General features: G+C 72.9%; 19 protein-coding genes and 1 riboswitch. Of the genes, 3 read left to right on the forward strand and 16 right to left on the reverse strand.

Annotated features, from left to right (window positions below):
* The first annotated feature begins 174 nt into the window (after window positions 1-174).
* Window positions 175-1431, forward strand: a complete 1257-nt coding sequence (locus OG446_RS01260; protein WP_328892233.1) for a sulfite oxidase — start codon at window positions 175-177, stop codon at window positions 1429-1431.
* Window positions 1432-1458: 27 nt separating this feature from the next.
* On the opposite strand, the gene OG446_RS01265 is transcribed toward OG446_RS01260, so the two are convergent.
* From OG446_RS01265 to OG446_RS01290, 6 genes are all read right to left on the reverse strand, one after another.
* A complete protein-coding gene (locus OG446_RS01265) occupies window positions 1459-2364 on the reverse strand; it encodes an NAD(P)-dependent oxidoreductase (protein WP_328892234.1) in 906 nt (301 codons plus the stop codon).
* Window positions 2365-2440: 76 nt separating this feature from the next.
* A complete protein-coding gene (locus tag OG446_RS01270) occupies window positions 2441-3094 on the reverse strand; it encodes an adenosylcobinamide amidohydrolase (RefSeq protein ID WP_443050258.1) in 654 nt (217 codons plus the stop codon).
* Between the two features lie 115 nt (window positions 3095-3209).
* Window positions 3210-4511: an alpha/beta fold hydrolase gene (locus OG446_RS01275; protein ID WP_328892235.1), complete on the reverse strand. Its 1302-nt coding sequence runs from the start codon at window positions 4509-4511 to the stop codon at window positions 3210-3212.
* A gap of 85 nt (window positions 4512-4596) precedes the next feature.
* The gene (locus tag OG446_RS01280; RefSeq protein WP_266787589.1) at window positions 4597-5655 is read right to left on the reverse strand and encodes a hypothetical protein; all 1059 of its coding nucleotides are present in this window, start codon (window positions 5653-5655) and stop codon (window positions 4597-4599) included.
* 84 nt (window positions 5656-5739) lie between these two features.
* Complete coding sequence (locus OG446_RS01285) at window positions 5740-7407, reverse strand: OPT/YSL family transporter (RefSeq protein WP_328892236.1); 1668 nt, start codon at window positions 7405-7407, stop codon at window positions 5740-5742.
* A gap of 133 nt (window positions 7408-7540) precedes the next feature.
* Window positions 7541-8341, reverse strand: a complete 801-nt coding sequence (locus OG446_RS01290; protein WP_328892237.1) for an IclR family transcriptional regulator — start codon at window positions 8339-8341, stop codon at window positions 7541-7543.
* Between the two features lie 598 nt (window positions 8342-8939).
* Between OG446_RS01290 and OG446_RS01295 the strand changes: the two genes are divergently transcribed.
* Window positions 8940-9983 (forward strand): PRC and DUF2382 domain-containing protein, encoded by a 1044-nt coding sequence (locus tag OG446_RS01295; RefSeq protein WP_328892238.1) that lies wholly within the window; start codon window positions 8940-8942, stop codon window positions 9981-9983.
* Between the two features lie 152 nt (window positions 9984-10135).
* On the opposite strand, the gene OG446_RS01300 is transcribed toward OG446_RS01295, so the two are convergent.
* The 4 genes from OG446_RS01300 to OG446_RS01315 all read right to left on the reverse strand — a co-directional run bounded on the left by OG446_RS01300 (window position 10136) and on the right by OG446_RS01315 (window position 15316).
* Window positions 10136-10921, reverse strand: coding sequence for an ABC transporter ATP-binding protein (locus tag OG446_RS01300; RefSeq protein ID WP_328892239.1), 786 nt, complete (start codon window positions 10919-10921; stop codon window positions 10136-10138).
* Window positions 10918-11961: a FecCD family ABC transporter permease gene (locus tag OG446_RS01305; RefSeq protein ID WP_328898166.1), complete on the reverse strand. Its 1044-nt coding sequence runs from the start codon at window positions 11959-11961 to the stop codon at window positions 10918-10920. The genes OG446_RS01300 and OG446_RS01305 overlap by 4 nt, the downstream gene beginning before the upstream one ends.
* Before the next feature lie 41 nt (window positions 11962-12002).
* Window positions 12003-13043, reverse strand: a complete 1041-nt coding sequence (locus tag OG446_RS01310) for an ABC transporter substrate-binding protein (RefSeq protein WP_328892240.1) — start codon at window positions 13041-13043, stop codon at window positions 12003-12005.
* 60 nt (window positions 13044-13103) lie between these two features.
* Window positions 13104-13290: riboswitch (cobalamin riboswitch) on the reverse strand.
* A gap of 94 nt (window positions 13291-13384) precedes the next feature.
* Window positions 13385-15316 (reverse strand): acyl-CoA dehydrogenase family protein, encoded by a 1932-nt coding sequence (locus OG446_RS01315; RefSeq protein WP_328892241.1) that lies wholly within the window; start codon window positions 15314-15316, stop codon window positions 13385-13387.
* A 144-nt stretch (window positions 15317-15460) separates the two neighbouring features.
* On the opposite strand from OG446_RS01315, the gene OG446_RS01320 reads away from it, so the two are divergent.
* Window positions 15461-16753, forward strand: coding sequence for a hypothetical protein (locus OG446_RS01320; RefSeq protein WP_328892242.1), 1293 nt, complete (start codon window positions 15461-15463; stop codon window positions 16751-16753).
* 185 nt (window positions 16754-16938) lie between these two features.
* On the opposite strand, the gene OG446_RS01325 is transcribed toward OG446_RS01320, so the two are convergent.
* The 6 genes from OG446_RS01325 to OG446_RS01350 all read right to left on the reverse strand — a co-directional run bounded on the left by OG446_RS01325 (window position 16939) and on the right by OG446_RS01350 (window position 22862).
* A complete protein-coding gene (locus tag OG446_RS01325) occupies window positions 16939-17871 on the reverse strand; it encodes a carbohydrate kinase family protein (RefSeq protein WP_328892243.1) in 933 nt (310 codons plus the stop codon).
* A gap of 159 nt (window positions 17872-18030) precedes the next feature.
* Window positions 18031-18903, reverse strand: coding sequence for an ABC transporter substrate-binding protein (locus tag OG446_RS01330; RefSeq protein ID WP_328892244.1), 873 nt, complete (start codon window positions 18901-18903; stop codon window positions 18031-18033).
* 97 nt (window positions 18904-19000) lie between these two features.
* Window positions 19001-19627, reverse strand: a complete 627-nt coding sequence (locus OG446_RS01335) for a GNAT family N-acetyltransferase (RefSeq protein WP_328892245.1) — start codon at window positions 19625-19627, stop codon at window positions 19001-19003.
* 79 nt (window positions 19628-19706) lie between these two features.
* The gene (locus OG446_RS01340) at window positions 19707-20033 is read right to left on the reverse strand and encodes a cupin (protein WP_328892246.1); all 327 of its coding nucleotides are present in this window, start codon (window positions 20031-20033) and stop codon (window positions 19707-19709) included.
* A gap of 104 nt (window positions 20034-20137) precedes the next feature.
* Window positions 20138-21763 carry a glycoside hydrolase family 13 protein gene (locus OG446_RS01345; protein ID WP_328892247.1) on the reverse strand — a complete coding sequence of 542 codons (1626 nt, stop codon included), beginning with the start codon at window positions 21761-21763 and terminating at the stop codon, window positions 20138-20140.
* A 139-nt stretch (window positions 21764-21902) separates the two neighbouring features.
* Window positions 21903-22862, reverse strand: coding sequence for a carbohydrate ABC transporter permease (locus tag OG446_RS01350; protein ID WP_328892248.1), 960 nt, complete (start codon window positions 22860-22862; stop codon window positions 21903-21905).
* Window positions 22863-22867 lie beyond the last annotated feature (5 nt).

A 22867-nucleotide genomic window follows, 5' to 3' on the forward strand; every position in this document is an offset into this window, starting at 1 on the left:
CCTCGCGGCGGCACGTGGATCCGGGACGCCCCGTCTCCACCGCGTGTCGCCCCGGCGGGCGTTGTTGTGCACCCACGCCGTCGAACGGCTGATCCGCTCTGCGGGCCGATGACACACATCCGCGTCTCCGATCCGCTCTGCCGTCCCGCTCTCCTCCCGCCCCTGGAGCCGTCCATGAGATCCGTTCCGCCGTCCGAGGCCTCCTACGACCGGATGCGGCTGCGCCAGTGGGCGCGCGGTGCCGCGCGCTCCGCGGGGATCGAGCGCCGTGATCTGCTGCGGCTGGTCGCTGCCGCGTCGGTGGCGGCCCCGCTCGCCGGGCTCGCCCCTCCCGCGCACGCGGCGTCCGCCGCCCCGGGCATCGTGAAGCCGCTGCCGCCCGACGTGTTCACGGTGCGCGGCACCAACGCGGAGACGAACTTCGCCGCACTGCGGACGACCGGGCTGCTCACTCCGGCCGAACGGTTCTTCGTACGCAACCACACGGTGACCCCGCGGATCGAGGCAGCCGACTGGCGGCTCAGGGTGTGGGGCGACGGACTCGGCGGCCCTGCGGTGGAGTTCACGTACGACGAACTGCGCGCGCTGCCGTCGGTGACGCGTACCGCGTTCGTCGAGTGCGCGGGCAACGCCCGCAGCTACTACACGACTCAGCAGGGGCAGCAGGTCAGTGGCACGGCCTGGACCCTGGGGGCGATCGGCACGGCGCGCTGGCGCGGAGTGCGGCTCGGCGACGTACTGCACCGCGCGGGCATCACCCGGCACGCCGTCGACGTGCTGCCGCGGGGCCTCGACGACGAGGTGGTCAGCGACGGGATCAACCTCGGGCATGTGCGCCGGCCGCTGCCGGTGGCGAAGGCACTGGACGACGTGCTCCTCGCGTACGAGATGAACGGCGAACCGCTGCCGCCCGATCACGGCCATCCGGTGCGGCTGATCGTGCCGTCCTGGGTCGGGATCGCGAACATCAAGTGGGTCGGCGACATCGAGGTGAGCGCCCGGCCCCTGGTCTCCCCGTGGAACACCGGCCTCTACCGGCTGTTCGGCCCCGGCTACCCGGCCGAGGGCAGTGCGCCGCTGACCCGGCAGACGCTGAAGAGTGCCTTCGAGCTGGCCTCTGACGCGGAGTTCCCCGCCCGTCGGCGCCAGGTGCTGACCGGACGGTCGTGGTCGGGCGGGGCACCTGTGCGCACGGTCGAGATCAGCACGGACGGGGGCACGCGGTGGCGCCGGGCGCGGCTGCATGACGAACCGCGGAGGGGTAGCTGGGTGCGCTGGTCGGCCGACTGGGTGCCCGGCGCGCGCGGCCCGGCCGTCCTGCTGGCACGGGCGACGGACCGGTCGGGCCGCGTCCAGCCGGACGTCGCCGTGCACAACGCCCAGGGCTATCTGTTCGACGCGGTGGTGCGGCACGAGGTGCGGGTCGTCTGACGGGCGCCGGTGCCGGGCGCGACCGGGTCAGCCGCCGTCCTTCTGCGTGGGCCGTCCGGCGTAGTAGGTGGCGATCATGTCCTCGTCACCGTGTCCGGCCGCCTCGGCCCGCTCGAAACGGGCGGCGGACGCGGCGGTCAGGTCCAGCCGCACACCGGAACTCTCCGCGGCGTCGAGGATCAGACGGGTGTCCTTGAGGGCCGTGGACAGAGCGAAACTCGGGGTGAGGTCACCGGAGAGCACCGCGGCGGACTTGCCCTGCAGATAGCCAGAGTCGAGGGGCCCACCCTTGACGACGTCGAGGAACGCCTGAGGGTCCACGCCGAGTCCCTCGGCGAGGTTCAGGCACTCCGCGACCCCGCTCACCATGGTGATCACCCAGGTGTTGACCACGAGCTTCAGCCGGGAGGCGGCGCCAGGCTCCTCGGCCACCCAGACCGTGCGCTGCCCGATCGCGTCCAGCACCGGCTCGACATCCCTGCGGGCGGCTGACGGTCCCGAGACGAGGACGGTGAGTTTGCCCTCCTCGGCGGGCCGGCGGGTACCGGCGACCGGGGCGTCGAGGTAGACCAGGCCGAGGTCGGCGGCGCGCTGCGCCAGATCGGCGGTTCCCTCCGGGCCGACGGTGGAGCTCTGCAGGAGGATCTGGCCGCGGCGCAGTCCGTCGGACGCGGCGGTGAGCGCGGCGGCGACGGCGGTGCTGTCGTTGAGCGCGGCGAGAAGAACATCGGCGCCGCGTACGGCTTCGGCCGCGGTGGCCGCGACGGTGGCGCCGTCGGCGGCGAGCGGGGCCGCCTTGGCATGGGTGCGGTTCCAGACCCGGACGTCGAGTCCGGCCCGGAGCAGGCTGCGGGCCATGGCGGCGCCCATGATCCCGGTGCCGAGCACGGCGACGACGGGACGGGCCACAACGGTGGCGGCGGCTGAGGTCATGAGGCAAGGTCCCTTCGTCGGCCGGCCGGAAGGTCCGGTCGCGGCGCTTCGGATACTGTCTCGGCGCTTCGGATACTCAGGATTGACGCTGCGCGCCTTCGAGGACCGCGGCGTGCACCGCTCTGGCGAGCCGTGCGCCCCACCGTGAGCGGGGTCCGGCAAATAGTTCGCGCACGCCGTCACGCGGTTCGGGTGCGGCGATGCAGACGGCGTCGGTGGGGGTGCCCGAGCAGTCGAGCCCGGCGTCCAGGAGTGCCTGCACCTTGGCCTCGGTGGCGGTGGCGACGGCGTTGACGAGCGCGGCGTCGGTCAGGGGCGCGGGGAGCGTGACGACGATGTTGACCGTCCCCGGCCGCTGCGGTCCCCCGCTTCCCTCGGCCGCTGCCGCCGCCCAGCCCCGTACGCCGAGACCGCAGGTGGCGGTCGCGGTGACGCCCTCGTCGGCGGCGACCGCATACGCGGTGACGTCGGCGGCCGTCATCAGTCCGGCACCGGGGCCGGTGAGCCGTTCGGCGGCGGCGATCTCGGCCAGGTGGCGGTCGGGGTCCATGCGCGGATAGCCGCCGGGCACCTGCGCGTTGAGGATCCAGTCGCGCGGGCCGATGCCGCCGCCGAGTACCGCGCTGCTGCACACCCGCCAGCCGGGTCCCAGCCGCCACACGAGATGGTGCAGTTCGAGGCCGTCCTCGCGCCGGGCCAGCAGTTCACCGCGCTGTTCGGGCAGCCGGATGCGTACGGAACGGATGGGATACCCCCGGTGGTGCGGCAGGACGGTGGTCGGCGTGGGACCCGTCGATCATAGGTGCCGCGGCGGGGCTCACCCGGGGGCGCCCCGGTGCCGGGGGTCAGGCCTCGCCGCGGGCCATGGCGATCAGCCGGTCCAGTACGGCGGCGTCGGCCCGGACGCCGTCGTGGGCGTAGGCGTCGGTGACCCAGGTCCGCAGTCCTCGCACGGCACCGGCGGTGGCCAGGGCGTGCTCCCGGTCGACGTACATGTCGTCGTGGTAGACGGCGGCCACGACGGGAACCTCGTTGGCGGCGAGCCGGTCCGGGTCGTACAGGGCCGGCCAGTCGGTACGGGCGGCGAGCGCCTCGGCGGCGCCGCGCAGCGGGACGAGCGCCGGATCCTCGTCGAACTGCCAGGGGTAGACCATCTCGCCGGTGAACCGGAGCGGGCCGCCGGCAGTGGCGTCGAAGGCGGGGAACTCCTGGCGGATCCGGTGTGCGGACCAGTCGGTGGGGCGGCCGCCCTGGGCGTAGATCGGCTCGTGGAGCGCGGCGTACAGGGGGCGTTCGGCGAAGGACACGGCGGCGTCGACGCCGCGCAGGAAGGTGTCGGTGAGTTCCGGTCCGTCGGGGCCTTCGGCGAAGGCGGTCTCCAGGAGGTAGTGCAGCGAGTCGAACTTGGCCGCGGTACCGAAGGTGATGCCGAGGCTCTGGAAACGGCGCACGGTGAGGCGTTCCCCGGCCGGCATCCGGACGTCGTGCGTGTCCAGGTGGGCGGCGACGGTGTCGGCGAGGGCCTGGTCGCCGGGGTAGCGCGCGAAGTAGCGCTCGTTGTGGGCGAGGGTGCGGGCGTACGCGGCGCGGTAGACGTCGTCGGCATGGCCGGTGAGCGTCGGCAGCCCGCCGGTGATGTACGCCTGGGTGAGGCCTTCCGGTGCGAAGGAGAGATAGGTGAGGGTGGAGAATCCGCCGAAGCTCTGGCCGAGGACGCTCCACGGCACCTCGCCCTGGAGGTGGCGGCGCAGGTGTTCGGCGTCGCGGACGATCGAGTCGGCGCGGAAGTGCGCGAGGTAGTCGGCGGCGGCCCCGGAGTCCGCACCGAAGCGTGCCAGGGTGACCCGGTCGGCGGGGGTGGAACGGCCGGTGCCGCGCTGGTCCAGGAGGATGACGCGGTAGTCGGCGAGGGCTCGGCGCAGCCACGCACCCGCGGCGTTGGGGCGTTCGGCGCGGCCGCCGGGGCCGCCCTGGAGCCAGAGCAGGCGGGGCAGGTCCTCGTGCTCACGTCCCTCGGCGACGACCTCGCGGGCGAACAGACGGATCGCGGGGCCCTCCGGGGTGTGGTGGTCGAGCGGCACGGTGAGGGTGTGGTCGGTGCAGACCAGGCCGTCGTGGCGGTAGGAGACGGGGGCGGGGGTGGTCATGGGCGCTCCTTGCGCGACTCGGTGCGGTTTCACGGGTGCCGGGCGGGCCCGCACCAGGGTGGTGCGGGCCCGCCCGGCGGTCGGCTCAGTAGCCGGCGACGCCCAGGTCGCGGCAGATCCCGACGAGCTCGGGGTGCACGTAGCGCCCGTTCTCCTCGATGGCGACGCCGTCCAGGTAGATGGACGGGCCGAGGACACTGCCGTCGGTGTGGGCGGCGGCGACCCACGGTTCGCCGCCGATCCAGGCGCCCTTGGTGCCGATGCCGAGCTCGACGCAGCCGAAGACGCGTTCGTCCTCGACGATGCGGCCGGTCGGGGCGAGGACGCCGGGGTTGAAGCCGAGCGACCAGTGCGCGATGCGGAACATGTTCGGGTCGTCGAAGGACTCCATCCAGCGGCGGAAGGTGTCCGCGTCGGCATCGCCCTCGATCTTGGTGACGACGCCCTTCTCGACGGTGCAGCGGACCGGGGAGCGCAGCAGGCCGAGCTCGTCCGGCGGCCACAGGGCACCGTCGAAGACCAGGACGCCGTCCTGGGTCTCCTCCAGGGGGTTCCAGGAGATCTGGCCGGAGAGCATCACGGTCTCGCCGGGCTTCTCGGCGGGCTTGCCGCGCAGGTTGATCGGCCGGTCGCCGTTGCGGCCGACGAGGTCGGTGCCGTTGGCGGAGGTGATCCGGACCTCGTCGGCGGCCTCCAGGAGGGCGACGAGCGCCTTGCCGAGGCGGATGACGCCCTGGAAGTCGGGACGGCCGACGGTGGCGACCAGCATCTGGACGTCCATCGCGGTCAGATTGGTGTAGCGGCAGCCGTTCGCCATCGCGGTGCGGAAGGCGTCGGAGTGCATCAGGTACGAGACCGCGAACTCGATCCACACGTCGGCGTCGGCGATGGCACCGGCGACGGGCCGGGGCGGCTCCATGGAGGCGCCGGGCAGCGTCTCGTACCAGACGACGACGGGGTGCGCTCCGGCGGCGGCGACGGCCTGGGCGGTGGCCTCGATGACGCGGCGGTCGCTGCTGGTGTCGCCGGTGAGGACGACGTGCTCGCCGCGCTTGACCAGCATGACCTCCTCGACGAGCTTGCGGGCGGCCAGGGCGAGTTCGAAGCTGAGGTACTCGGGGCGCGGTTCGAGCCTGCTGTACATGTCCACGGGGTGGTTCTCCTTGCCATGCGGGTGGTGCTGAGTGGTGCGGTGGTGCGGGTTGTGGTTCAGGGGGTGGTGGGGCCGTCAGGTCTTGAGGATCTGGGCCGAGTCGCCCAGCGAGCTGCCCGCGATCAGTCCGGCGCCGACCAGGTTGAGTTCCTCGTCGGCGGCGGGACCGCGCAGCTTCCGGTAGCCGACCCGGACGACGAGGGCGCCGAGGACGAGCCAGCAGGCCTGCGGGGTGAGGATGAGCAGGCCGGTGGCGAGCATGACGCCCATCTGCCGGCGGGTGCCGCCGAGCAGCTGGATGGCCGCGCCGGGAACGGCCCAGAGCAGCATGGTGCGTACCGCGTCCGGGTCGCTGAGCCCGCTCTTGATCGTGTCGGCGTAGACCTTGGCGACGGGCGGGATGAGTCCCTGTCCGAAGTAGGAGCGCCAGGCGAGGGCGACCACGACGAGGGCGACGGCGAATCCGATGAGGGCGGCCATGAACTGCTGGCGGCGGCCCTCGCGCTCGAACGGGTCCCAGGGGCGGTGCTCGCGTCGCAGCAGCCAGCCGGCCTTGAGGTCGTAGCCCATGTCGGCGAATGCGGGTCCGGTGGCGGAGACGTACCCGACCAGCAGGGCGAGCGGTACGGACGGGATGCCGATGGCGAGGCCCAGGATGAGGAAGATCAGGGTGACGGCGAAGGACGGGAACCAGCCGGACTGCATGGCGGCGAGGCCGACGATCAGTTCGTGGACCAGGGCCGCGAAGGCGGCGAACAGGACCCAGCCGACGATGCCGAGGGGGCTCATGTCGCCGATCAGGCCGCCGAGGACGGCGAGGACGGCCGCGCCCCCGGTGAAGAGCGCGAAGCCGCGGATCAGGGAGGCCCGCAGGGCCCGTTCGTCGACGGTGAAGGCGGTGGTCGGGTCCGTGTCCTGGACGGTCGCGACGCTCGAAGCCTCCGCGGCGGCTTCCCTCCGCTTGCGTTCACGTCGGCCTATGAGCAGGTGGACCGCCTGGCCGAGTGCGACGATCCCGGCTCCGACCATGACGCCGTGCGGGATGTACCCGGCGCCGAGATCGGTGTGGAAGACATCGGGGCTGTACTGGCGCAGCATCAGGCCGATGCCGAACATCATCAGCGCCCAGACGTTGCCGAGGAAGGCCACACCGGCGGCGGAGAGCGGCAGGCTGAAGAGCGTCCCGGCGAGTCCGACCGCGGTGCCGCCGGCCAGGATCAGGGCGCGGCGTCCTCCCCGGTCGCCGGCCTTGATGGTCTCGGCGGCGGCCGTGCCGGGCGGCCAGGCGGCGTCGGCGGGCAGCAGCCGGGAGCCGAAGGCCCGGTAGAGGACCCAGGCGTCCACGAGGAGGCCGATGCACGCGCCGGCGAGCATCGGCCAGACCAGGTCCTCGCGGCCGAAGACGTACGGGACGGCCACGGAGGTGAGCAGCGCGTTCGCCGAGGCGAAGGTCGCGGCCGAGATGGCGCTCTGGGCCAGGTTCTGGCGGTGCACGGAACGCATCCGGCTCAGGAAGCCGAGGGGGATGCGTCCGATCAGCATGGCGACGAGTGCGCCGACGACCGAGGTGTTGGCGGAGATCCCCAGTTTGGAGACGAGGTCGATGCCGATGACGGCGCCGACGGCGGAGAGCACGACGAGGATGACCAGCAGGACGGGTTCCGTCACCCTCGGATGCGACTGGGGTTCTTCGGGACCCGGCGGCTGCGGGGCAGGGTGCGGCGCAGAGACGTGGTGCGCCATGGGGCACCCCCTTCGGTGAGCAGGGCGGGGAGCTCGGTGAGTCCCCCGGTGGGGTGGGCGGCCGGGGCGGGACCGGGGCAGGCCGGCGGCGCGGGAGGGCCGCGGTGGGGCGGGTTCGTTCGGGGCGCGGGGCTCAGCCGCCGAGGGCGGCGGTGATCTCCGCCGCTCCGGCGCGTACCAGCGTCACGAGGGTTTCGGCGGCCCGGTCCACGCGGTGGGACGGGCCGATGACGGTCAGGGAGGCGGGGACGCCGTCCCCCTGGAAGACGGGGGCGGAGACCGCGGTCACCGCTTCGTCGTACTCGCCGTGACTGATGCAGTAGCCATCGGCGCGGACCTGCGCGTAGCAGGCGAGGAGCGCGTCCAGGTCCGTGATCGTGCGGTCGTTGAAGCGCGTCAGTCCGGTGGCGCCGAACATCTGCCGGATCTCGCGTTCGGGGTGGTACGCGAAGATCGTGTGCCCGGACGCCCCGGCGTGGCCGGGCATGACCGCGCCGATGATCGCGGTGTAGCGGACGGGCCCGGTGCCGTCGACGGCGGCCTCGCAGCGGTAGCTGCCGCCGTGCGGGACGTTGAGGACGATGCTCTCGCCGGTCTCGCGGAGCAGCCGGGCGAGTATCGGGCGGGAGATCGAGGACAGCACGCCGCTGTGCTCGCTGACCCTGGCCAGCCGGGAGAGGGCCGGACCCGGGCGGTAGCGGCGGCTGTTGTCGTCGCAGAGCAGGAAGCCGCGCGCGCTCAGGGTGGTGAGCAGGCGCTGCACGACGGCCTTGTCCCAGCCGTGGTGGCGGGCCAGTTCGCTGACGCCCCATTCCGGACGCTGCTCGGTGAACGTGAGCAGCACGAGCAGGGCCCGGTCCACGGTCTGCAGCACGGCGGGGGCCTGCTGTCCGGCCGGTGCCGGAGTGGTGGTGTCCGTGCCGCGCTCAGCCATGGGCCGGGCCTCCTTGGTCCACGTCGTCGATCTTCCGGTGCGGAAATCGCAACGCCGTTGCGATTTCTGGCGAAAGGATGCGGGCGGCCTCAGCGGGTGTCAAGGGTTTCCCGGAAATTCGCTCAGCGGCGGGAACGGCCTGCTCAGGGGGCGGTGGAGGGCGGGCCCTGCGACAAGGACGGGTCCGCTGCCCGGATGGAGGCGGAGAACGCGGTCGGTCCGGTGCCGCGCGAAGGCGGAGAACGCCGTCGGGTCCGGTGCCCGGGTGAAGGCGGAGAACGCCGTCCGCTCCGGTGCCCGGGTGAAGGCGGAGAACGCCGTCCGCTCCGCGTTCCTCACGACGCGGCCGTTCCGCCCCGCTCTGCGGTGGGCGGGCTCACGGGGCCTCCCCGCCCTCGTTCACTCGATTGGCCTAATCGGGACGGAAGCCCCACAGCCGCATCGCACGGGGCCTGCACCGACGTGGGGCGGGTACGGCGGCCGGCCTCCGGCGGCCGGGCGGTTGCAGCGCCCATCCGGGTGAGGCGCGATGGAATCCGGACGCGCCTCCCCTGCTGGACCCACCCACAGGACGCGCCCGGGCGAGGAGGAATCGGTCATGGGAGCCGCTGACGGTTTCACGGATTCCGGAGAGCTCGACGGCCTGACGGTGTACGACACCGAGGGCGAGAAGATCGGCAACGTGGGGCGGGTGTATGTCGACGACAACACCGGCCGACCGGACTGGATCACGGTGAAGACCGGCCTGTTCGGTATGAAGGAGAGTTTCGTGCCTCTCGCCGGAGCCCGTCGCGTGGGCTCCGACCTGCACATCTCGCATCCGAAGGACCGGGTGAAGGAAGCCCCCCGGGTGGACGCGGACGCCCATCTGTCCGTCTCCGAGGAGGAAGAGCTCTACCGGCACTACGGCCTGAGCCGGAATACCAAGGCCAACCTCGGCGACCGCGCCGGGGCCGCCGGCACCACGAGCGCCGACGCACCGACCACGACCGGCACGGGCACCATGGGCGCGGCCGGGGCCGGTGCCGCAGCAGGGGCCGGGGCCGGGGCCATGGGTGCCGCGGGCACGGGCCGCACGACCGACAAGACCACGTCGGCCGGCATGGCCGGTGCGGGCACCGGGACCGGCAGGCACCGCGACACCGAAACCTCGGGCACGTCCCGTCCGCTGGTCGGAGCCGGTGCGGGAGCCGAACGCTCCAGCGCCGACCTCAGCGGCAAGGAGGAACTGATCCGCTCCGAGGAACAGCTGCACATCGGCACCGAGGAGTACGAGAGCGGCAAGGCCCGTCTCCACAAGTACGTCGTCACCGAGAACGTCACCAGGACCGTGCCCGTCACGCACGAAGAGGTGCGCGTGATCCGTGAACCGCTCCGTCCGGGCGACAAGGCCGCCGGCCGGTCCGACATCACCGAGCAGGACGTGGAGGTCACCCTGCACGCCGAACGCGCCACGATGCGCAAGGAGACCGTGCCGGTCGAGCGGGTGCGGATGGAAACGAAGAAGGTGACCGAGCAGAAGGAAGTCTCCGCCGAGCTGCGCAAGGAGCAGATCGACTACGCGGACGGCACCAGCAAGAGCGGCAAGGACACGGGTGGCAAGGACATGGGCGGCGAGTTCGGTCAGGGACGGCGCCGCTGACCCCCGCCACGCCGCGCCGGACGGACGTACTCCACCGCACCGCACCGAGAGAGGGGCGGGCCCCGCACCGGGGCCCGCCCCTTGCGCGCTCCACGGCGCGGGGCGACCCGGCGGCCGCGACGCATCGGACCGCACCGGACGCGGCAGGAAGCTCAGGCCCGCCCCGGACGAAAGCGCACCGAGGGCCTCCCCTGCGGGCCGTCCGGTGTCACGACGGCCCGCACCCGGTAGACCTCGGCGATGAGCCCCTCCGTGATCACTTCCGCCGGAGTGCCGCCCGCGACGGCCTTTCCCCCGTCCAGCACCACGATCCGGTCGCAGAACATCGCGGCCAGATTGAGATCGTGCAGGGCGACGACGGCGGTCAGCGGCAACGACGTGACCAGGGTCAGCAGTTCGAGCTGGTGCTGGATGTCCAGGTGGTTGGTCGGTTCGTCCAGGAGCAGTTCGCGCGGCCGCTGGGCGAGCGCCCGGGCGATCTGGACGCGCTGGCGTTCACCGCCGGAGAGTGTGTGCCAGGACTGGTCGCGGCGTTCCGCGAGACCGGTCCGCTCCAGGGCCTCCCGCACCGCCCTCTCGTCGGCCTCCGACGGCGCCGACCAGGCGCGGCGGTGCGGGATGCGGCCCAGGCGTACGACGTCCACGACGCTGAGCTCGACCTGGGTCACGGCGTGCTGGTCGACCACTGCGACGCGCCGGGCCACGGTGCGGCGGCCGACCTCGTTCAGCGGGTCGTCGTCGAGAGTGACCAGTCCCGCGTCCGGAGCGAGGACTCCGGCCAGGATCCGCAGCAGGGTGGACTTCCCGGAGCCGTTCGGGCCGATCAGCCCGATGGTGGCGCCGGGCGGCGGAGCGAGCGAGACGCCGTCCAGGATGAGGCGGCCGCCCGCCTCCCGGCTGACCCGGTCGGCCCGCAGGCCGCCGAGGGCCCGGGTCACGGGGTCCGCCGGGTGCGGTGGAGGACCAGCACGAAGGCGGGGACCCCGATGAGTGCGGTGACGACTCCCACCGGTACCTCCTGCGGATCGAGGACGGTCCGGGCGAGGGTGTCGACCCAGACCAGGAACACGGCCCCGGCGAGTGCGGTGACAGGCAGCAGTCTGCGGTGCCCGGAGCCGGTGAGCGCCCGGGCCGCGTGCGGCAGCACCAGCCCGACGAACCCGATAGCACCGGCCGAGCTCACCAGAGCGGCGGTCAGCAGTGCGGTGGTGCACAGCAGGACGATCCGGGTACGGCCGACGTGGACGCCGAGCGTGGCCGCCGCGTCCTGGCCGAAGGCGAAGGCGTCGAGCGTACGGGCGTGGCCGAGGCAGATCAGCAGCGTCACGCCGAGCACGGCGGAGCAGATCCACACATCGCTCCAGCCGACGCCCCCGAGCGAGCCCAGCAGCCAAAACAGGACGCCGCGGGTCTGCTCGGCGTCGGCGGCGGTCATCACGACGAAGGAGGTGAGCGCGGAGAAGAGCTGCATGGCCGCGACCCCGGACAGGACGACCCGGTCGGTGCTGCCGCCGAGGGTATGGCTGAGCAGCATGACCAGGGCGAAGGAGCACAGCGCCCCGATGAACGCGCCGGCCGACAGGGAGACCGCTCCCCCGCCGACCCCGAGGACGACCACGACGACGGCGCCGGTCGAGGCTCCGGAGGAGACCCCGAGGACGAACGGGTCGGCAAGCGGGTTGCGCAGCAGCGACTGCATGACGGTGCCGCAGACCGCGAGCCCCGCGCCGCAGACGGCGGCGAGCAGGGTGCGCGGCATGCGCAGGTTCCAGATGATGCCGTCGCGGATCGGGCTGAGCCGCGACTCGCCCGCGCCGAGGTGGGAGGCGACCGCGGACCAGACGTCGGCGACGGAGATCCGGGCCGGGCCGATGGTGACGGCGACGGCCACCGACAGGGCGAGCAGCAGGAGCCCGCCGGTCCACAGGAGCCCTTCGCGGATACCGCTGATGCGCCGGAGGCCGGGCCCGGTGCGCACGGCCGCGGCCTCGCGCGGCGCCGCGGCCCGTTCGGTGTCCGTCACCCCGCGAGCCCGAAGGTGCGCAGGCCGGCGGCCACGCGCTCCACGCCCTCGACGGTCCGGATGGTCGGGTTCATCGCCTGGCCGCTGAGCAGCACATAGCGCTTGTGCCGGACGGCGTCCATGTTCTTCGTGACGGGGTCGGACTCCAGGAAGGCGATCTTCTTCGCGGCGCTCTCTGCGGTCTGCGACTTGCGGGTCAGATCGCCGATGACCAGCACGTCGGGGTCGCGGTCGGCGACCGTCTCCCAGTTGATCTGCGGCCATTCCTCGTGGGTGTCGTCGAAGGCGTTCTCCGCGCCGAGTTCCCGGGTGATGATGCCGGGCGCACCACAGCAGCCGGCCAGGTACGGGGCCTCGGAGTTGGCGAACCAGTACAGCAGCGAGGCGCCGGAGGCGTCGATGCCGCTCGTCGCCTTCCGTACCCGCGCGCGCAGCCCGGCGACGAGCTTCTCGCCGCGCTCGGGAACGCCGAACACCTCGGCCAGGTCGCGCACTTCGGCGTAGACGCTGTCCATGGTCAGGGCGCCGGTGCGGACGCCGTCGCCGTCCTTGCTGTTGTCCTTGGCGGTGCAGTCGGCGGGCGAGACGTAGGTGGGGACGCCGAGCTTCTCGAACTGCTCGCGGGGGGCGACACCGCCCTTGGCGAGCGTCGACTCGAAGGAGGCGCTGACGAAGTCGGGCTCCTGGTCCAGGACCTTCTCCGACGAGGGGCGGTTGTCGGAGATCCTCGGGACGCCCGCGTTGGCCTTCTCCAGGCCCTTGAGCACCGGATCGGTCCAGGTGGCCGTGGCGGCCAGCCGGTCGGCGAGACCGAGCGAGAGCAGGATCTCGGTCGATCCCTGGTCGACCGGTACGGCGCGCTCCGGCGCCGCGTCCACGGTGACGGTCCGTCCGCAGTTCTTCAGCGTGACCGGATAGCCCTCGGCGTGGCCGGACTTGGCGGTTGTGCTGTCCAGGCCGCCGCCGCAGGCCGTCAGCAGGATCAGGGCGGCGGTGAGCAGGGCGGCGGAGCGGGCGGGGCCGGCTGTGCGCGGCACGGAGTACCTCGGCGTCTCTGGGCCCATGCGCGGGGCCCGTGCGGAGTTCCGCGGCCCGGTACCGGACCGCGGGTGCCAGCAGGTCTTCGGACTCGGGTTCATGCGGACGGGACGCCTTCCCGGGAAACCGTGGGTCTCCCAGTGGCCGTGGCCCCGCCCGTCCCCCTCACCGCTGCGCGTCAGTTCCGGATTCGCACCGGATTCCCTGACCCCTACGTGGAGTTCGACTGGCTCCGGGCACGCTACCACGAGCCTCTGCGCAGCTCAGCGGCGGTGCGGGGCCGGGGCGGTGTGCCGCGCACCGCCCCGGACACGGGCCGTCCGGGGCGGCCCGGCTCCGGTCACACGTTGGGGTGAACCGATTCGCCACCAGGGGTGCGCGGGCCGGGCGCTTCCGGGGCCGCGGCGGTGTGCCAGGAGGCGCCCGGATCGTCGTACGCGTCGGTGTAGCGGGCTCCGGTGATGGGCCAGTCGGCGAGCAGTTCACCGGGCAGCGCGAAGGATGCGGCCAGTTCCGGCAGATGTCCGCCGACCGCGGTGACGAGCTGTTCGGTGGCATCGCTCAGTCCGTCGACCTGACCGGCGGTCAGGTGGCCTGCCGCGAGCAGGTCCCCGCTGTTGCGTGCGACCCAGCGCAGCGCGAACAGCCGGGCCAGTTCGTCCAGGCGCTCGCGGGCCTCGCCGCCGGGCAGCGCCGCGAGCGCGTTCTCGTACGCCTGGGCCGCCTGCCGGTACGCATGGGCCTCGACCCCCCGCAGCGCGGGCCCGGATGCCGCGTTCCAGCGCGCCAGCGGGTCGCCCTCCGCCGCCTCCGCCATCCGTGCGGCGGCCCGGGCGAACCAGATGCGCTCCACCTCGTCCAGGAGACGGCCGAGGAACCGGAGGTCGGCGAGGTTGCCGCCCGCGGGGCGGGCAGCCGTCTCCTCCCTCGGGGCCCGTGCCGCGTCGAGGAGCAGTCCGGCGGCCGCCCGGGAGTGAATGGCCAGGTTGTCGCCCTCGGCGGTGATGGCGCCCTCGATCCCGGTGACGAGTTCGGTCATTCCGTTGTTCTCCAGCAGCCCCTGGGCTCCGCACCGCTCCCGGCATTCGACGATCACGGACCTGGCCTGCCAGGTGATCCATCCCTTGGCGATGTCGACCAGCCGCTCGTCCGTCTCCCGCTCCGCGGGCGGCCGGGCCGCCGCCTTCTCCCACCGGTCGAGCACCCGCCGGTGCAGCAGGCTCATCGCGAAGACGGTGGCCATGGCCTCGGCGAGCGGGCCGTGGTGGCTGCGGTGGGCCATCACCGGCACGGGAGACGCCGAGCGGCCGCCCGAGACGAAGCGGTGGCCGCCGTAGCGGACGGCGACGGCCAGCGTGGTGCGGGCGGAGCCCACCGCGCTGGCGCTCATGCAGACCCGGCCGGTGGTGACCCGTCCGATCGAGGCGAGGAAGCGGCGCCTGCGTCCGTCGGTGCCGCCGCGGAACACCCCGTCGTCGCCGACCCGCCCCTGCGCGCCGCCGAGCAGCGCCCCGCGGTCCACGAAGACCCGGTCGAAGGAGGTCAGGCAGTGGTCGACCGGACTGCCCATCCGTGCGGGAAGCCGGCGCACCCGGATCCCGGGCAGGGCCCGGGACGCGTCCGTGAGCGGCACCAGCAGCAGGAAGACCCCCTGGTCATGGCCGTCGACGATCAGCCGGGCGGCGACGAGACCCGACTTGGGGCCGCCGGCCGGGCTGGTGTTGGGCATGAACTTCTGTGCGCCGGCGTGCGGGGTGTGCAGCACGAACCCGTCCCGTTCGGGGTCGTAGGTGGCGGTCGTCTCGATGGCCGCGGCGTCGTTGCCGTGCGCCACCTCCGTACAGAGGAAGGTGCCGATCCGCCGCAGCCCGAGGAAGTCCGACAGATCGCGGGGGCTGTCGGCGTCGTGGTCCAGAAGGCTGCCGAGGAAGAGGTTGTAGTGGATGCCCGCGACCGTGGCGAACGCCGGGTCCACGGGGGCGAGCCACTCGTGCAGTGCGGCCAGGGCGCGGGGGTCCGCGGCGGGCCGGGCGGCGCTGTCCAGTGCGTTGTTGAGCGCGCGCAGCCGTGCGTGCGCCAGGGCGAGGCGCTCGTCCGGCGTGGGGCCGGGAGGCGGCCAGAGCGGCCGGCGGAACGGCTCGGTGGCGACGAGGCGGCGCCAGAATCCGTGCTCGCGGCGGGCGTCCGCGCCGAGGAGGACGGTGCTGAGCGGGCCGGCGACCGGACCGGTTCCGGCTTCCGGAGTGTGGGCGCTGTCGAAAATGGTGTTCATAAAACCGGGAACGATCAGCAAACGTCCAGGACACTCCACAAGTCGCTGTCCGGGCCGATGCGCGGCAGCGGCCCGTCGGCCGTCCGTCACCTGTATGCAGCAATCCGCCGCGCTGTACGGGCGGACAGGCCATCCCCTTGGTTCATGGAACGGCACCCCGAACAGCCTGCGGCTCAGGACGAACACGCCGAACTGGAAGCCCTGCGGGCCCGGGTGGCGCAGTTGGAGGCCCGCGCCCCGGCACGCTCACGCCCGCGCCTGCGTTCGTTCTTCGCGGTCCTGCTGATCCTGGTGGCGGCCGTGCTCACCCCGCTGAGCGTCCTGTCGAGCTGGGCGAGCGGCGTCGCCGGGGACACGGACCGCTACGTGGACATGATGGAGCCGCTGGCCTCCGACCCGGATGTGCAGGCGGCGGTGACCGCACGGGTCACCGACGCCGTCATGACCCACCTGAACGTCGACGCGCTGCTGGCGGACGTCGCGCCCGCCGACCGGCCCGTGGTGGACAAGGCCCTCCAGAAGCTCGGTGGCCCGCTCACCACGGGCGTCTCGAACTTCGTGCACGGCACCGTGGAGCGGTTCGTCACCAGCGACGGCTTCGAGCGGGTGTGGAGCAACCTCAACCGGCAGGCGCACGCCTCCGTCGTGAAGGCCCTGACCGGTGAGGGCGGTGGCGCGGTCAAGCTGGCCGGCGACACCGTGACCCTGGACCTCGCCCCGGTCATCGACCGGGTGAAACAGCGCCTCGTCGACCGCGGTCTGACGGTGGCCGAGAAGATTCCCGAGATCCACACCGACTTCACCCTCCTCACCTCGGACTCGGTCGGCAAGGCCGAGAAGGGCTTCCGGGCCCTCGAACTGCTCGGATTCTGGCTGCCCGTGTTCACGGTGGTGGTGGCGGCGGGCGGGGTGCTGCTGGCGGTGCGCCGCCGGCGGGCGCTGGTCACCGCGGCGCTGGCCATGGCCGTGGGTGCCGCGCTGCTCGGGCTCGGACTGTGGGCGGGGCGAGCGTTCTATCTCGACAGCCTTCCCCCGGACGTCTCCCAGCCGGCGGCGGGGGCGGTGTTCGACACGCTGGCGGGCTATCTGCGCGCCGGGGTCCGGCTGGTGGTGACCGTCGGAGCGGTGGTGGCACTCGCCGCCTGGCTCACGGGCAGCGGCCGCGCGGCAAGCCGGGTCATGGCGATGTGGACCGGTGGCATCGGGGCCGTACGGGACGCGGCGGGTTTCACCGGTGGCCCGGTCGGCCGTTGGGTGCACCGGGCGAGGCGCCCGCTGAACTGGACGGTGGTCGTGGTGGCCGTCGCGGTGCTGCTGGCGTGGGACAGGCCGACGGGCCTGGTCACGGTCTGGATCGCGCTGTGTGCCCTGTTCGTCCTCGCGGTCGTCGAGTTCCTCGACGACGACAGCAGACCGCATCTGGCGGCGCCGGCGTAGCCCGGCTGCCGCAGGGTCACCGTGTCATGCCCGGACAACGGGCGGTGGGTCCAACGGTGCCGCGCCGGTGAGAGCCGGGCGCAGAGGCACGGGCAGCGTCTCCGGGCCACCGGGCCCGGCAGTTCCTCGTCGGCGTGATGGCGGTGCCGCCGTCCCCGTAGAGGGTGCCGGTGGCACCGCCGCGTTCACGTCCGGGCGAGTGCCGCGTCCAGTTCCGCCTCGTCGGGCGGGTTGGCGCCGGCCCGGGCGACGGTGACGGCCGCCGAAGCCGCCGCCCGGCGCAGGACGTCCGTCACGGTGTCCCGGTCCGGTTCGCGCAGCCGCTCCCGCCCGGCCGGCCCGAGCAGTCCGTGCGCGGCCAGTGCGTGCAGGGTGCCGGACATGAAGGCGTCCCCCGCCCCCACCGTGTCGACGACCTCGGCCGGCAGCGCCTCGACGGTCAACGGCCCGCCGGGCAGGACCGCGCACGCCCCGTCGGCGCCCCGGGTGACCAGGACGACGGCCGGGCCGGTGGCGAGCCACCGCTCTGCCGCCTTCACCGGGTCCTCGCCCGGATACAGCCACTCCAGGTCCTCGTCGCTGGCCTTGACGACGTCACTGAGCGCCACGCAGAGCTCGGCCCTGCGCACGGCGGCCTCGTGGTCCCCCATCAGCTCCGGTCGCACATTGGGGTCGTAGCTGACCGTCGCGGCGGCCCGCAGCGACTGAACGGCGGCGAGGACCGCGGACGCTCCGGGTTCCGTGACCGCCGCGATCGAGCCGGTGTGCACATGGGCGGGCGTCCGCTCCAGGGAGACCGCGCCGAGCGACCAGGTGATCTCGAAGGCGTACGCCGCCCGCCCCGCGCCGTCCAGGGTCACGACGGCGGACGGGGTGGGGGCGGTGGAGCCGTCGGTACGGACGTCGACCCCGGCCGCGGTGAGGTGGTCGCGGATCAGCCGCCCGTTCCCGTCCGCTCCGAGCTGGGTGAGCAGGGTCGCGCCGTGTCCGAGCCGGGCCAGCCCGTACGCGACGTTGGCCGGGCTGCCGCCCGGATGGACCCGGTCGGCCCTGCCGGGCTCCCGGACGATGTCGGCGACGCACTCGCCGATGACCAGCAGGTCGAGTCTGTCGGGCATGAGGGTGATGTCTCCTGTTGTGCGGTGGCATGGGCGTCCCGGCAGACGTCACGGCACTGCCTGCGAACGCGTCGACCCCGATCCTGCCCTGTGCGGCCCGCTCCGGTGGCGCCGAGCCGTCGGCGTGGGGCGACGCGCCCCGGAACCGTCCCGCGCCCGCTACGCCTCCAGCGCGTCGGCCACGAGTGCGAGGAACCGCGCATGAGCCCGCGCGCTGCACACCGGCTCGGGGTTCCAGGGCACCACCCGCACGGATCCGGCGACCGGCGCCCACGGCCCGTCGGTCCGGAGCTCGTCGAGCGCGGTGGCGTGGGCCCGGATGTCCGCGAGCACGACGGCCGGTCTCAGTGCGGCGGCCCGGTCCCAGCCGACCGTGGACCAGTTGGCGCCGGGGCCCTCGGCGGGTTCCACCAGGCCGACGCCGAGCTCGGCCAGCACCCGCAGTTCGGGCCACATGCGGGGGCGGGCCAGATGCACCTGCTCCTGGCCCGCCGGTGACAGGGCGAGGACCCTCGCCCGGTCCGGGCCCGAGGTGAGCGCGCGCAGCCGGTCCCGGGCCGCGTCCAGCTCCTGGGTGGCCGCCGCGGGCTCCTCGGCGCCGAGTGAACGCGCCAGCCCGGCGAACCGGTCACCGATCTCCGTCAGGGTGCGCGCCTGGCCCACGTCGATGACCACGACCGGAACGTGCCCCTCCAGGTGCTTGGCCGTCTCCGGGTCGAGGCCGTAGACCTGGCCGCCGCCGTAGCTGACGGCCACCACGAGGTCCGGCTCGCCGCCGAGCAGCGTGTCCACGTCCAGCGTGGCACCCGCCCCGGCGTACGCGACGCCGTCCAGGGGCAGCGATCCGGTCTTCGCCGCGTCCGGCACCGCGGGGTCGTCGTGCCCCGAGCCGAATATCCCGCTCGGGCGGATGCCGTGGTCCCATAACGTCGCACCGGCCTGGACATAGGCGAGCACCCGTGCCGGGCGCCTCCCCGCGGTCGACACCTGCCCTCGGTCGTCGCAGAATTCCCACACGGTCCGCTCCCTCACGTCACACCTCTCGCCACTGGTTGCCCGCCCCCCGTAGCGGTCTTCCAGGAGTACCTGCCCAGCGAACCCGCGCGGCACCCGCGGCTCCGGCGACGGACTACAGGTCCGGCGCCGTGGAGCGCACGAGATAGGTGACGGGCCCCGGGTCGGGCACCTCGGTCTCGGTGAATCCGAGCCGGTCGTAGAAGGCCCTGGCCCGGGTGTTGGCCGTGAGCATGCACAGATGCACGCCCTTGACCCCCTTGGCTTCCAGGGCCGCGAGGAAGGCACGCATCAGCTCCCTCCCGTACCCCTTGCGCTGCCAGTCGGGCAGCAGGTCGATGTGCAAGTGGGCGGGGTGGGCGGCGAGTTCGGGAAGGACCATGCGCTCGGGGTTGTGCAGGAGGGCGATCATCTCGTCGCTGGGGCCGCTCGGTGCCGCCTCCGGCCGCGGATAGCGGTCCTCGACCAGGGGCAGCCAGCGCCTGCGGAACTCCGTCACAAAGCGTGGGGTGTCGGCCGTTCCCAGGATGTAGCCGACCGCCCGGCCGGTTCCGTCGTCGATGACGAAGGCCAGATCGGGTTCGAGGTGGGCGTACGGCGCGGCGAAGATCGACGGCATCAGCTCCGGGTCCGGGTACAGGTGCCGGGAGTCGCCGCCGTTGTCGGCGGTCCGGACGCAGATGTCGGCGAGGGCGTCACGGTCGCCGGATCGGTAGGCCCGCAGGCCGGGAAGCAGGGTCACCTCCTCATCCTGCCGACCTTGGGAGCGCTCCCACAAGAGGGGCGCGGGCATTCCCGCGATAGCCGCGCCCCCTCGTCCGTCAGTCGTTGACGGCCGTCAGCAGCACCGCGGCGTCCTCCAGGGCGAGCAGTCCGTGCCGTTCCTGGGGGATCGGGTGCAGCTGCCCGGCGGCCAGTTCCACGTCGCCCGACGCGGCGGTGAGCCGGACGGAGCCGCGCAGCACCTGGAGAGAGGCTGCGGGCGGGGCGTTGTGCTCGTCGAGGGAGCGGCCCGAGGCCAGCGCGATGACGGTCTGGCGCAGCGGGTCCTCGTGGAGCAGCAGGTGGGCGCTGCGCCCGTGCGGGGAGGTGCGGGCCGCGGCCAGGTGCTCGTCGGCAAGGGCGTTCAGATCGTTCGGTGCGTCCATACGCCCCACTGTGCCGCAGCCCTCGCTCCCCCGCGATCCTGCCGGACCCGGCCGTGCACCACGTACGGCCGGGTCCCTCAACAGGTACGCCTTCGGCGGGACCGTCACACGCGCAGCCAGACCGCGGTGTCCTGCGGCAGCCTCCCCGTAGGGTCGAGGGGGCCGCTGGCCAGCAGCACTGCGGTGTGCAGGGGCAGCTCGGCGGGCTCGGCGGCCAGGTTGACGACGCAGACGAGGCCTTCGGTCCGTGTGAAGGCGAGCACCTCGGGGGCCGTGTCCAGCCAGGTCAGTCTGCTGATCCCGGGCTGTCCCGCGGTCTCGAAACCCGGTTCGCTCCGGCGCAGGCGCAGGGCCTCGCGGTACAGGCTGAGCATGGAGTCCGGGTCGTCGCTCTGGAGGTCGGCCGCGTACGCGGACCAGTCGGCCGGCTGCGGCAGCCAGGGTGCGGTGGTGGCGCCGAATCCGGCGTACGGTTCGCCCGCCGCCCAGGGCAGCGGCACCCGGCAGCCGTCGCGTCCCGGGTCGGTGCCGCCCTTGCGGAAGTGCATCGGGTCCTGGATGCGGTCCAGGGGGATGTCGGCCTCCGGCAGTCCGAGCTCCTCGCCCTGGTAGAGGTAGGCGGCGCCGGGAAGGGCCAGCGAGAGGAGGGCGGCGGCACGGGCCCGGCGGGTGCCGAGCGCGAGGTCGGTGGGGGTGCCGAAGGTCTTCGCCGCGAAGTCGAAGCCGGTCTCCGCACGGCCGTAGCGGGTCACGGTGCGGGTCACGTCGTGGTTGCACAGGACCCAGGTGGCAGGGGCGCCGACCGAGGCGTGTTCGGCGAGGGTGTCGTCGATCGCGGTCCGCAGCAGTGCGGAGTCCCACGGGCAGGCCAGGAAGTTGAAGTTGAAGGCGGTGTGCAGTTCGTCGGGCCGCAGGTACCGGGCGAACCGCTCGGTGTCGGGGAGCCACACCTCACCGACGAAGACACCGTCGTACTCATCGGCTATGGCGCGCCAGGAGCGGTAGATGTCGTGCAGTTCGTCGCGGTCGACGAAGGGGTGCGGGTCCTGGCCCACGGTGAAGTCGGGCAGTGCGGGGTCCTTGGCGAGCAGGGCGGCCGAGTCGATGCGTACGCCCGAGACCCCGCGCTCGAACCAGAAGCGCAGCACGTCCTCGTGCTCCTGGCGGACCGCCGGGTGGGCCCAGTTGAGGTCGGGCTGCTGGGTGGCGAAGAGGTGGAGGTACCACTCCCCGTCGTCCAGCCGGGTCCAGGGTGTGCCGCCGAATTCGGAGACCCAGTCGTTGGGCGGGATCTCACCGTCCACGCCGCGGCCGGCGCGGAAGTGGAAGAGGTCGCGCTCGGGGCTGCCGGAGCCCGCTTCGAGGGCGGCCCGGAACCACGCGTGCTGGTCGGAGACATGGTTGGGCACGATGTCGATGATGGTGCGGATGCCCAGCCCCCGGGCCTCGGCGATCAGTTTCTCGGCCTCGGCGAGGGTGCCGAACGCGGGGTCGATGGCGCGGTAGTCGGCCACGTCGTAGCCGCCGTCGGCGAGCGGTGACAGGTACCAGGGGGTGAACCAGAGCGCGTCCACGCCCAGTTCGACGAGGTAGGGCAGTTTGGCCCGGACCCCCGCGAGGTCGCCGGTGCCGTCACCGTCGCCATCGGCGAAGCTGCGTACGTAGATCTGGTAGATGGCGGCGTCCCGCCACCAGTTCGCGGTGGCCTCGGACGGACGGTTGGCTGCCACGTGACGTTCCTTTCGGGCAGGAGGTACTCCGCCGCCGGCCCGGCGAGCGGGGCAGGATGGGAGGGCCGGCGGCGGAGTGCTGAGGGGAGGACGGCCGGACGGCGCGCCGGACGGGCGGGGCGCGGTCCTGGGAGGGGTGCTATCCCTTGAGGCCGCCCGCGGTCAGACCGCTCATGATGTTGCGCTGGAAGAGCAGGAAGATGAGCAGCGTCGGGATCGACGCGATGGTGAGCGCGGCGATGAGCACGTTCTCGGGTACGCCGCTGGCCAGTGAGTAGATGCCCACGTTGAGCGTCTGCTTGCTGGGGTCGGGCAGGGTGAGCATCGGCCAGAGGAAGTCCTTCCACACCCCGACGACGGCGAAGATGGAGACGACGCCGAGGATCGGCCGGGAGATCGGCAGGACGATCGAGCGCAGGGTGCGCAGGGGCGACGCGCCGTCGATGGAGGCGGCGTCGAGGAGTTCGCGCGGGATGGAGTCGAAGAACCGCTTCAGCAGGAAGATGTTGAAGGCGTTGGTGACCGACGGCAGCCAGATCACCCAGGGCGAGTTGACCAGGTTGCGCTGGAAGATCGGCACGTCCAGCACCGTGAGGTACTGCGGGACGACCAGCACGGTGGCCGGGATCATCAGTGTGGCCAGCATCATGCCGAGAATGACCTTGCCGAAGACCGGCCGCAGCTTCGAGAGCGAGTAGGCGGCCGCGACGTCGAAGATCAGCTGGAACGCGAGCGCGCCGAAGGCGTAGTACAGGGTGTTGAAGAGCAGCTTGGACAGGTCCATCACGGTCCAGGCCTGGCTGTAGTTCTCGGTGTGGAGCGAGCTGGGGAAGGCGGTGGGCGGGCTCTGCACGACTTCCTGGGTGGTCTTGAGTCCGCCGGTGACCATCCAGTACAGCGGCCCGAGGAAGGCGACCGTGAAGAGGATGATGACCAGGGTGAAGACGATCCAGTAGAAGGCCTTGCCACGGGGCCTGCCGAGCTGGGCCGGCGAGATCAGGGTCCGCTGGCGCCCGGCGTCGGCGCCTCGTTCGGCCCTGCGCCGTGCGGACTTGCGTACGTCGCTCCCGCGCCGGGAGACAAGCGTGTTCGATGCCATGGTCG

Source organism: Streptomyces sp. NBC_00236 (assembly GCF_036195045.1).
Classification (GTDB): Bacteria; Actinomycetota; Actinomycetes; order Streptomycetales; family Streptomycetaceae; genus Streptomyces.